We start from the raw sequence: 11,357 nt of genomic DNA, 5'->3' as shown, positions 1-11,357 counted from the left end.
TTTTGCGACGGGGCTTTTTTGACTACTTTTTCGCAAACGCAAGTGCTCGGCGAGGCAGCCGACAAGAGGTAGTCAAAAAAGCCCCGTCCCAAAAAGACTACCCCAAAGTGGACTGCGAGATGGTTAGAACGAGAGGTTGTCGTCGGTGTTGGCGGCTTCGCCGTCGGCGAGCACGTCGTTGCCGTCGACATCCTTAAGAAGCACCGAGACCTTCTGCTCGGCATCGGCCAGGCGGGTACGCAGGCTCTTGAGAAGCTCGACGCCGCGGGTGTAGCTCTCGAGCGACTCCTCGAGCTCCATGTCGCCCGACTCCAGGCTGCGGATAATGAGTTCCAGCTCCTGCGAGGCCTGCTTGTACGTAAGCTGCTCGACCGGGGTCTTCTCTGCCATATCTGTTTCCTTTCCTAAAGGTCTATCACTGTGAAACGCGGTCTATTCGACCGCGTTGACGGTTGCCGCCACGTTGCCGTCCGCCATGCGCACGCGGATGGCATCGCCGGGCTTAAAGGTCTGGGCGCTTGTAGCCACACCGTCTTCGCTATACGCGATGGAGTAGCCGCGGGCAAGCACCTTGAGCGGCGACAGGGCGTCGAGCGAGGCTGCCGCACGGCCCAAGTCGGACGCGGGCTTGTTCAACATCGTGCGCCCCTGATGCTCCAGGCGGGAGCTCGCGAGCGTGAGTGCATGACGCTTGCCATCGAGCCCCGAGGTGCTTGCGACCAAGCGCTCGGGCAGACGCTCGAAGTTGGAGCGGAAGGCACCGACCGAACGAGCAATGGCGCCCGACAGACGGTCAGCGGTCAGTGCAAGCTCTGACTCGCGACGCTCGACCATAAACGTTGGATCGTTGAGGCACGGGCGGCACGCGGCTGCATCGAGCGCATCGCCCAAGCGTGCCGTATAGGTATCCCAGGCACGCCGACCACGCTGGTCGAGCATCTCCAGATCGACCAGATTCGACCCGATCATCGATGACATCGCAGCGCCCAGACGCTGATGACGTGCCTCGAGCACGTCGGCCAGCTCTGTCATAGCCGGTGCCACCGATTCTGCAGCCGCCGTTGGCGTGGAGGCGCGACGGTCGCTCACCATGTCGCAAATCGAGGTGTCAGGCTCATGGCCAATGCCCGTCACCACAGGCACGGGACAGGCTGCCACCGCACGGGCAAGCTCCTCGTCATTGAAGGTCATGAGGTCCTCGAAGGAGCCGCCGCCGCGCACCAGCAAAATGCAATCGGGCGCCGGCGTAATGGAAGCGGCGCGACGCAAACCCTCAATGAGCTCTGCCGGCGCACCCTCGCCTTGAACCTTGGCACCCACGCAAACGAGCTCGACGAGTGGGTTGCGACGACGCAATGTGCGCTTGACGTCATCGATTACGGCACCCGAAAGCGAGGTGACGACTGCCACGCGCGAGCAGAACACTGGGATGCGGCGCTTGCGCGCTTCGTCCATCAGGCCCTCGCGGCTCAGCTTTTCGGCCAGTTGCGCCACTTGTTGACGCAGCAGACCCTCCCCCGCCAGCGAAAACGAGCGGGCGACAAAACTCATGCGGCCCGTGGGCTTATAGAGGTTAAAGCTGCCCTTAAAGCTCACCTGCATGCCGTCGCGCAGATCGAACGTGCGCTTGAGATAGGCACCCTTCCAAATGATGCAGTCAACGGCGGCCGAATCGTCCTTAATCTGGAAGTAGCAGTGGCCGCTTCGGGCATTGGGGCCACGGAAGCCCGTGACCTCGCCCAAGACACTCAGCTGCGGAATAGCATCGAGTGCACCGGCGGCGATCTCCACCGCCTGGCTCACGCTGAGTTCCTTGCGCTCCCGATCGTCCGAGCCGTCAAACTCGGCGGAAACGGCATTGCCGGTTAGATTCCAGCCTGCCACGCAGCCTCCTTTCGTTATCGTGCACAAAGGCTCCAGCCCTGCGCAAATTCAAGTCCAACACATAGTACAGCGCCGCGGGGACACAAATCCCCGCGGCGCTTTGTCAGTCCCATTTGTTATCGGTTGGAGTTTCTGTTGTAGCGAGCCATCAGGTAGAGCAGCTGAATGATCGAGGTGAGCGCTGCGGCCACATAGGTAAGCGCGGCTGCCGTCAGGACCTTCTTGGCACCGTTGACCTGCTTGGAGCTCATGCCCGACCGCTCGATGTACGCCACGGCGCGGCGGCTGGCATCAATCTCGACCGGCAGCGTAACCAGCTGGAACAACACACTAAACGAGAAGAAGATCAGCGCGAGGGTTGTGAGCCCGGCAATGTTCATGAACAGGCCCATGAGCAGCACGATGGTCCAGGTGTTCTGGGTAAAGTTGACGACCGGGACCAGGGCAGTGCGCACCTTCATCATGGCATAGCCGCTTTGTCGCTGGGCGGCATGGCCCGCCTCGTGGCAGGCGACGGCAACGCTTGCGACCGATCCGCCCGAACGGTTGGCATCCGAGAGATACAGGTTGTTATCCTGCGGGTTGTAGTGGTCGGTGAGCTCGCCGGCGACGCCCTTGATACCCACGGCATTGCAACCGCTGGCGTCGAGCATGCGGCGCGCGACCGCAGCGCCCGTATCGCCGTCCGAGCGCACCTTAGACCACGTCTTGTACGTCGAGTTGATATAGCTTTGCGCGGCAAGACCGAGCACCGTACAAACAAGGACGACCAGCAGGTACAGCGGGTCGATGCCAAAACCATAACCATAGTAATAGGGCATGCGAATTCCTCCGAATCGAGTTACACGTTGGAGGCATTCTACCCACTCGCCCAGCCAACGAGACAGCATCGATGTTTTGGCAATGTCAGCGAAAACGGCCGAGAGCGAGCAAGGTGACGTGAAAGAGAAGCGACGCGTACTTTGGTACGCGAGCGACGATTGAACGTCAGATTGCCGCTCTCGGCCGTTTGCAGCGTCGAGCTGTTACGCGGTTTGGTAAAACCGCGTAACCATATACCTACAGGAGCTCGATTTTGCCGTCCTTCACCGTCAACCCCATGTTGCCCGAGAGCAGATCGTCCAGGCGCGAGCCCACAAGCTCAAAGCGCCAACCTTCGCGCAAAGGGCTCTGCTCGGGATGCTCAATATAGTCGGCCAGGTCATCGCGCGAGGCAATGACCGAGGTCGCCACGCCCGAACGCTCGGCAACCAGGCGAATGAGCGCGTACATGAGATCCGTCACGCTCTCCAGCTCCGGAGAGATCTGGCGATGTCCGCGCACCATGAGCGGCAGGCGATCGTGCGGGCAACTCGCGCCGCGCTTGATGGCCATGAGCGCGCCGTCCACATCGCGCTCCCCCAGTTGATCGGTGCCGCGGATGCTGCGGAACTCCTCAACGCGCACGGGATTGCGCTTGACGAGCGCCAGCAGCGTATCGTCGGACATAACCCACTTGCGCGGGATGTTGCGGCGCTCGGCGCGGTCCTCGCGCCAGGCGGCAAGCTCGCGCGCAATGCCCAGCTGATGGCGGCTACACGAGTTGATGCGCTTGACCTTGCGGAATGCCTCATGGCGGTCGGCGCGGTAGTGCGACTCGTCTGCCAGCGGGCGCAACTCGTCGAGCACCCAGTCCACGCGGCCAAGCTCGCGCAGGCGGCTCATCATCTCGGTATAGGCGACGATCAGATACTTGACGTCATCGATCGCGTACTCAATCTGCTTATCGCTCAGCGGGCGGCGCGACCAATCGGTCAAGGACTCGGTCTTGGGCAGCGATACGCCGCAGAACGTCTGAACGAGCGCGCCGTAGGAAATCTGCTGGCGCTCACCCAAAAAGGCGGCGGCGACCTGCGTGTCAAAAATCGGACGCGGCAGCGCGCCCACGGTGTGGAGCATGACCTCCATATCCTGCGAGCAGGCGTGGAAGACCTTGACCACGCTCTCGTCGGCCATAAGCTCAGCGAGCGGCGACAGGTCGTCAATCACCAGGGGGTCGACCGCGACGCTCTCGGCGGGGGTGGCAATCTGGACCAGGCACAGACGCGGATGGAACGTGCGCTCGCGCAAAAACTCGGTATCGACGGCGATTGCGTCGAACTCACGAGCGCGCTGGCAAAAATCGAGTAGAGCCTGATGTGTGGAAATGTACATATCAACCCATCGAATAAGGTTAGGCCCGAAAAACACGGGTAGGATATCGGCATTGCCTTACAACTATACTCGGTTAGTCACAGAACGGGAACGTAAGTATGCGCTGCCTTATCATCCACAACCCGGCATCGGGCCCCAGCTCAGATGAAATCTACGCATTCACGCACGCCCTCGCACAGGGCGGCGACGAGGTCGTGATGCGCTTTATCGGCGACGGCATGGAGCCCGAAGACGCCGTGGCGGACGTGCGCGAGTTTGATCGCGTGGTGGTCTCGGGCGGCGACGGCACCGTCTCTAACGTGCTCGACCAGATGCGCGGGTGCGGTGTCCCCACACTCGTCTTTCCCTCTGGCACGGCCTGCCTGTTCTTTAACAACATCGGCAATGCCCCCGAGGCGGCGGCGCTTGCCAAGGCTTGCCGCGCCGGCCGCACGGTCAAGGTGGACATGGGTGAGCTCTTTTGGATCGACGAGAACGGTAACGAGAAGCGCCACGGCTTCATCATCATCGCCGGCTCGGGCTACGACGCCGAGATCATGATGAAGGCCGCCCCCACCAAAAACGACATCGGCGAGATCGCCTACTTCCTCTCCGCACTCGCCACGCCCAATCCCACAGTGGCGCACTTCACCATTGAGCACGACGGCATGGTCGAGGAGCTCGACGGCATCTGCTGCATGGCGGGCAATACCTCAGTCATCCAAAACGACATCAACCTGTTCCCCAGCTGCCGCATGAACGACGGCATGGTCGACATCGTCGTTATTGAACCCGTTCGCACGGTGCAGCTGCTGCCTACCGTGATCACCGCTGCGCTCGACCCCGCCGGCAAGGTGCTCGGCCGCCCGCAGTTTAAGATTATCCAGACCAAGGAAGCCAAGATTACCTGCACGCCGTCGCTGGGTATGCAGTTCGATGGCGAGATCATCTCCAGCAACTCCGGTGTCTTTGGCGCCCGCGCGCTTCCGCAATGCCTCGACCTCATCGTCGACGAATTCTCACCACTCGGAAAATAGGAGAACCCCGTGAACGACAACCCTATCCTTGGCTTTATCGTCATCGTTCTGGCCCTGCTCGTGGGCTACGCCATCAACGTGATTCACCGCCGAAAGAAGTAAATCCACATTGGTATGATATTCATCCAATCACCGAGGAGAAGTCCAAGGGCAACAACATGGCCGCCATGGGTGTTGGCGCCATTATCATCGGTGTCTGTGGCTTCGTGATCTATCGTCGCAAGAAGGCCTAAGAACCCCACACCTTAAGGCGCGGGCGGGATGGCCAAGGTCCCCCCCGCTCAGCCCGCCCCTTCGACCGGCGGGAAACGTCGCCGAAATCTTTTCAAAAAAGATTTCCCCGCACACACTTCGCTGTGCTATAGTGCAGCGCAACAGCAACTGGGCGCGACCGCGCCATGGCATCACGAAAGGAGCCACCAACATGAAGAACACGATGACGTCCCTCAACAACTGGTGGTGGCGTGATGCGAATACGATCGGTCGACAGTGAGTCCCTCACGCCTGTTTTTGCGCTCTAGGTGATTGAAAGGCCTCCGGTTTCGACCGGGGGCCTTTTTCTATCTCGAGCCCGATCGCATTCGCATCACGCGCCTCCGCTTTTCCCTTGCACTCCCCTTCCGAAAGGATTTTCAACATGTCTCAGAACACCACCGCCACCGCCCAGCCCCGCACCGTCCAGACCACTGACTGCGGCAAACTCGATGTTCGCGCCCTTGTCCTGCTCGCCATCCTGCTTGCCGCCGGCTTCATCCTCAACTTTACCGTCGGCAAGGCAATCTCGGGTATCTCCGGCGGCATGATTAGCCCCGAGTTCATCATCTCGGCCTTCTGCCTCACCATCCTGGTCGTTCGTCCCAACATTGGTCAGGCACTCGTCATCGGTCTCATCTCGGCGGCCGTAATCCAGATCACCACTACCTCGCCGTTTGTCGATTTTGCCGCCGAGGGCATCGCCGCCATGCTTATGGCCGTCATTGTCAACACTGCCGCCAAGGATGGCCAAGTTAAGCCTGCCGTCGCCATCGTCGCTACGTTCGTGACCACCTTTGTCTCGGGCGTCATCTTCATGGTCATCAAGATGGCCATGCTCGGCGTAGTGGGCGAACTCGCCGCAGCTATGCTGCCCGTCGTCGCCATGACCGCTGTGTTCAACGCCATTCTGGTCGGCGCGCTCTATCTGCCCATCCAGAAGGCCCTTAGGCTTAACTAACCCGCTCGGCTTTACGAGCCACCCCATATTGGCGTTCATTCGTCGCTCGCGTACCCAAGTACGCTTCGCTCCTCTTTCGCGCCAACCTGGGGCACCTCGTAAAGCCGTCTACGTGCTTCACCAGCAAAGACTGTCCCAAACAACGAGCTATTGGGGACGTCCTTAAACGACTAGTCATGTAAGAACATCCCCAATGACTATGAAAGGTATCCATGGAAACGATCATCAACGTCGACGATGTCTCGTTCGCCTATGGCACGCAGGCCGAGCAGGCGCTTAGCCACGTTTCGCTCAGCGTGAACAAGGGAGATTTCATCGGCATCATCGGGCCTTCGGGTGCCGGCAAATCAACACTTACCGCCTGCCTGTCGGGCGCCGTGCCCCACCACTACAGCGGAACCTTCTTTGGCTCCGTGTTCGTTGACGGGCACGACACCTGCGAGGTCTCGCTCACCGACATATCGCAGATCGTCGGCAGCGTGCTGCAAGACATCGACACGCAGATGGTCGCCTCGGTCGTTGAGGACGAGATGCTTTTTGGCCTGGAGAACTTTGGCGTTCCGCATGACCAGATCGAGCAGCGCGTGAGCGAGACGCTTAAGGCCGTCGGCATTAGCGACCTGCGCGACCGCGAGATAGCCACCCTCTCGGGCGGCCAAAAGCAAAAGGTGGCCATCGCTGCCATCCTCGCCATGCGCCCGCGCGTGCTGGTGCTCGATGAGCCAACCGCGGCACTCGATCCCGTCAGCTCCACACTGGTTTTCGAAACGCTGCGCGAGGCAAACCGTAACCTCGGCATCACCATCGTCGTCGTTGAGCAAAAGGTCGCCCTGCTTTCGGAGTATTGCAACCGCGTGCTCGTGCTCAATCACGGCCAGATCGCGCTGCAAGGCGAGCCACATGAGGTCTTTGCGCACACCGACAAGCTCCGCGCCATCGGTGTCGATTGCCCGCGCGTCACGCGCATTTTCAACAGCCTCGAGGCCGATGGCCTGGCCAGTGGCACTCCCTGTTTAGATGTTGATGAGGCCGAGCGCCTGATTACGGGCATCGTCGACCCCGCTCATGCAAGCAGCGACATTCAGGCGCCCGCAGGCTCCCCGCACGCACCGTCGCTGCGCCCGCATGCGAGAGACGCCGAGCCGGTGCTCACGTTTGACCACGTTGAGTTTTCCTACCCCCATGGTGGCGCCGCCGTCCACGACCTCAACCTGACGCTCTATCCCGGCGAGCTCGTGGGCATTGTCGGCCAAAACGGAGCCGGCAAGACCACGCTCACCAAGCTGCTCACGGGTCTGCTTAGGCCTGCATCGGGCAGCGTGCGCTTTACGGGCTTGGACACGGTATCGGTTCCCACGAGCCGCATCGCACGCGAAGTCGCAACCCTATTCCAAAACCCCGACCGCCAGATTTGCAAGGACACCGTGCTCGACGAGGTCGCCTTTGGCCTGGAGCTTGCCGGCATCGACCGAGCCGAGGCCCTACGTCGCGCCCAGCTCGTCATCGACCGCTTTGGTCTGCCCGCCGACGAGGCGCCCTTCTCCCTTTCGCGCGGCCAACGCCAAATGGTGGCGCTCGCCTCCGTCGTGGTGGTCGAGCCCAAGATCGTGGTGCTCGACGAGCCCACGAGTGGCCTGGACTACCGCGAGTGCATGACCGTGATGGAAACGGTGCGCACCATGGCCGAGCGCGGCTGCGCCGTTATCATGGTCTGCCACGACATGGAAGTCGTCTCCGACTTTGCCGAGCGCATCGTAGTAATGGCCGACGGTCGCATCCTCGATCGCGGCCGCACGCACGAGCTGTTCTCGAACATCGAGCTCATGCAGCGTGCCTATGTTGAACCGCCCCAGGTTATTGAACTCTCACGCCGTCTGGCATCCTCCGTCTCGCCCGCCTTTGCACAGGTGAGCGAGGTCACCGATATCGTTCGCATTACCGAGGAGATGGTCCGCCGTGGTTAATGTCATCGACTATATGCCGGGCGACACGCTGCTGCATCGTCTGAATCCCGTCATCAAACTGGGCCTCGCCGCTGCCATCATCATCGGCATCTTTTTGTCCGACACCTACGTGGCGCTGTTGGGGTTTCTGGCGCTCACGCTCGCGCTGGGAGCCTACGCCGGCGTCGTCGACCGCCTGTTCTCGCTGCTCAAGCTGCTGATTCCGCTCGCACTTATCATGTTAGCGCTGCAGCTGGCCTTTATGCGCGATGGCAACGTGGTGTGGGGCTTCGTCACCGACGAAGGCCTCATCACCGGCTCGAAGGCCTGTCTGCGCCTGTTGGGCGTAGCGCTGCCACTCATCCTGATGCTCATGGTGACCAAGCTCAACGACCTTGCCAATGCCTGCGTGGAGGTGCTGCACGTGCCGTATCGCTACGCCTTTACCTTTACCACGGCACTGCGCTTTGTGCCGGTGTTTGGCCAAGAGATGAACGCCATCATGGAGGCACAGACCGCACGCGGCGTCGAGTACGACACCAAGAATCCCGTCAAGAAACTCAAGCTCATGCTGCCGTTGTGCGTGCCGCTATTGATCTCGAGCGTGGGCAAGACCGATGCCTCCGCGCTTGCCGCCGAGCAGCGCGGCTTCTACCTGCGCACGCGTGCGAGCTCGTACAAGCGCTACCCCATCAAAGGCTTGGACATTGCCGTACTTATCGTCAGCATCGCCCTTATCGCCATCGGCTTCCTGTTCTAGCAATCGCTGGCAGCAACCGCAAAATGCAAAAGGCCTCGGCTCGCACAAACGAGCCGAGGCCTTTACTGTTTTCCCAGATAAAACCTACCAAAATAAACCTGTCCCTTTTTGGCAGGTCGAGGGCTACAGGCGGTAGGGGGCACCGCTGCGGATGATGGACTCGCGCACCAAAACGTCCATGGCGTCGAGGGTGATCTCGGGCATCTCGCGATACTTTTGCAGCACCGAAAGCTCCGTGCAGGCCAGAATGACGCGGTCGCAGCCGCTGCGGGCAAACTCCCACATCACTCGGTCAAACTTATCCATATCGGGCTCGCGTCCTGCCTTCACGTCGTCGTAAATAAGCGACATCACATCGGCCTGGCGCTTCTCGCTGGGATAGACAACTTCGACGCCCGCCGCCTCGCACTCGCGACCGTAGACGCCGGCACCCACGGTGCCATCGGTACCCATGATGCCGATCTTGCGCACCGGCTCGGCCGGCATGCTCAAGTTGGGGTCGAATTCACACTCCCCCATCACCACGCCGGCAAGCGCATAGCGCACCGACTCGCGCGGCATATGGATGATGGGGACCGAGGTAAACGACTGAATCTGATCGTAGAAGTAGTGCGACGTGTTGCAGGGAATGGCAATGTGCGCGCAGCCCAGCGTCTGGAGCGCCTGCGCACATTCCTTCATGGTCGCCAGCAGCTCGGCATGCTCGCCGGTCTTGATGGCCAGCGTGCGGTCGGGCATGGTCGACTTGGAAAGTACCACCATGTCGATATGTTCCTGATCACAGGTAGCAGCCGTGTGACGCACCACCTGGTCGTAGTAATACGACGTGGCCTCGGCGCCCATACCGCCGATAACCCCCAGCTTTTCCATCGCCGCCTCCTTGGTGACGCTCGCACCATTGCGCGTATCATACCCGCGCCCGTCCGATACAAACCGGGCGGGCGCGACGTTCATCCTATTTGTAATACGTCTTAAACAGCTTAAAGTGACGCAGCTTGGTGTGCCACATGCGCAGCCAGCGGTTAAAGACAAAGTCGCCCTTCATAAACGAGGGGTCGGCGGCCTTACCCTCCTTGACCAGGCGATGCGCCTTAGCGCGCAGCTCGGGATCCTTGACGTATTTATCGACCACGCCCATGGGGACAACCATCCACAGCGCCTCGTTCTGCGCCGTCACAAACTCGGGCTCAAACGGGCGGTTGTACACATACTCGTCCACTACGTACTTGGCAACGTTAAAGCCACTGTTGGTGACGTAGTAGTTACTGCGGCCCTGACGAGTGTTGAAGTCGAAGAACTTAAACGAACCGTCGCGCTCGTCGTATTTGACGTCAAAGTTGGAGAAGCCCGTAAACTTGAGGTCCTCGAGCAACTTGCGCACGCCGCCCATGAGCTCGTCATTGGGCTCGGTGATGATGCAGGCGTGGTTGCCAACGCCGTGAGGCTGGTGCTCCTCGAGCAGCACGTGGCCCAGGCACATCATGCGCACCTTGCCGTTGCGGTCGGAATAGCTGGTAAGCACGCGCATGTACTCGTCGTTGCCGGGCACGCGATCCTGCAGGATCAGATCATCGGTGTAGCCACTCGCGTATACATCGCGAATGACCTGCTCCAGCTCGGCGCGATCGGCGATCTCGTAGGCCTTCTTCTGTCCCTCGAACTCGTGCTCCCACCACATGATGCCGTCGGAAGGCTTCAGGATCATCGGGAAGGGAAAATCGATCTGGTCGAGCACCTCGGCAGGAGCCTCGCCCCGGGCGTTGAGCATGGCCATGGTAAAGGTAAACGTATGCGGATAGGGAACACCGTGCTTCTCGCACAGCTCGTAGAAGATTTCCTTCTTCTGGCACTGTTCGAGCATGCTGTAGGGCGCATAGGGCGCGATGACGTTTGAGGCAAGCTCGCCGGCATCCTGAGCCTGTGCGGCAAGCGCGACATAGTTGTCGCCGCAGCCCATGAGAATAATCTTCTTATCGGGATTGGCCTGAGCGACACCGTTAATGGTCTCGATCATGACCGGCATGGTGTCGATATCCACATTGGGCGTGTAGTCGATAATCTGGCTGCGGTACGCAGGACCGGTCTGGTACTTGCCAAAGACCAGGCTCTTGACCTGATACTCCTCGTAAAAGGCGCGCGCCACCGAATAGGCGTTGATGTCGCCACCGAGCAGCACGGGGATAAACTCGCGCTCTGTAAACTGCAATGCCATGGAAACTTCCTATCTAGAACTGCCCACGACGGGCGGTCTTTATGCAACCCGTTTATTTTAGCGTGCCGGACCGTTTCCTCCTAAAGCTCCACTGTATCTATGACAATCAACGCAATTATCCAGCATGAAGGCCGCG

Annotated in this window: 10 protein-coding genes; 4 read left to right on the top strand and 6 right to left on the bottom strand. The window is 60.3% G+C overall.

The annotated features are described in order from the left end of the window. Positions 1-123 precede the first annotated feature (123 nt). From xseB to rnd, 4 genes are all read right to left on the bottom strand, one after another. Positions 124-390, bottom strand: a complete 267-nt coding sequence (gene xseB / locus ACQRAQ_RS03395; RefSeq protein ID WP_161144749.1) for an exodeoxyribonuclease VII small subunit — start codon at positions 388-390, stop codon at positions 124-126. 42 nt (positions 391-432) lie between these two features. Beyond that, the gene (gene xseA, locus ACQRAQ_RS03390) at positions 433-1,884 is read right to left on the bottom strand and encodes an exodeoxyribonuclease VII large subunit (protein ID WP_427793899.1); all 1,452 of its coding nucleotides are present in this window, start codon (positions 1,882-1,884) and stop codon (positions 433-435) included. Between the two features lie 116 nt (positions 1,885-2,000). Beyond that, complete coding sequence (locus tag ACQRAQ_RS03385; protein WP_154517280.1) at positions 2,001-2,705, bottom strand: zinc metallopeptidase; 705 nt, start codon at positions 2,703-2,705, stop codon at positions 2,001-2,003. Between the two features lie 238 nt (positions 2,706-2,943). Then, positions 2,944-4,077, bottom strand: a complete 1,134-nt coding sequence (rnd, locus tag ACQRAQ_RS03380; protein WP_154517283.1) for a ribonuclease D — start codon at positions 4,075-4,077, stop codon at positions 2,944-2,946. A 98-nt stretch (positions 4,078-4,175) separates the two neighbouring features. On the opposite strand from rnd, the gene ACQRAQ_RS03375 reads away from it, so the two are divergent. From ACQRAQ_RS03375 to ACQRAQ_RS03360, 4 genes are all read left to right on the top strand, one after another. Continuing rightward, entirely contained in the window at positions 4,176-5,093 is a 918-nt protein-coding gene (locus tag ACQRAQ_RS03375; RefSeq protein WP_427793897.1) for a diacylglycerol/lipid kinase family protein, read from the top strand. A 637-nt stretch (positions 5,094-5,730) separates the two neighbouring features. Then, positions 5,731-6,306 (top strand): hypothetical protein, encoded by a 576-nt coding sequence (locus tag ACQRAQ_RS03370; protein ID WP_427718462.1) that lies wholly within the window; start codon positions 5,731-5,733, stop codon positions 6,304-6,306. Between the two features lie 212 nt (positions 6,307-6,518). Then, positions 6,519-8,270, top strand: coding sequence for an ABC transporter ATP-binding protein (locus ACQRAQ_RS03365; RefSeq protein ID WP_427793895.1), 1,752 nt, complete (start codon positions 6,519-6,521; stop codon positions 8,268-8,270). After that, on the top strand, positions 8,263-9,009 hold the full coding sequence (locus ACQRAQ_RS03360; protein WP_427748218.1) for an energy-coupling factor transporter transmembrane component T family protein: 747 nt from the start codon (positions 8,263-8,265) through the stop codon (positions 9,007-9,009). The genes ACQRAQ_RS03365 and ACQRAQ_RS03360 overlap by 8 nt, the downstream gene beginning before the upstream one ends. A gap of 123 nt (positions 9,010-9,132) precedes the next feature. Here ACQRAQ_RS03360 and ACQRAQ_RS03355 read toward each other — a convergent pair whose 3' ends face one another. Further along, complete coding sequence (locus ACQRAQ_RS03355) at positions 9,133-9,879, bottom strand: aspartate/glutamate racemase family protein (protein WP_427748219.1); 747 nt, start codon at positions 9,877-9,879, stop codon at positions 9,133-9,135. Between the two features lie 85 nt (positions 9,880-9,964). Continuing rightward, positions 9,965-11,221: an ATP-grasp domain-containing protein gene (locus ACQRAQ_RS03350; protein WP_427793893.1), complete on the bottom strand. Its 1,257-nt coding sequence runs from the start codon at positions 11,219-11,221 to the stop codon at positions 9,965-9,967. Positions 11,222-11,357 lie beyond the last annotated feature (136 nt).

Source organism: Collinsella sp. SGI.178, assembly GCF_050313495.1.
GTDB lineage: Bacteria > Actinomycetota > Coriobacteriia > Coriobacteriales > Coriobacteriaceae > Collinsella.
Note: the sequence above shows the minus strand (reverse complement) of the source record. Positions and strands in the feature narration are given on the sequence as shown.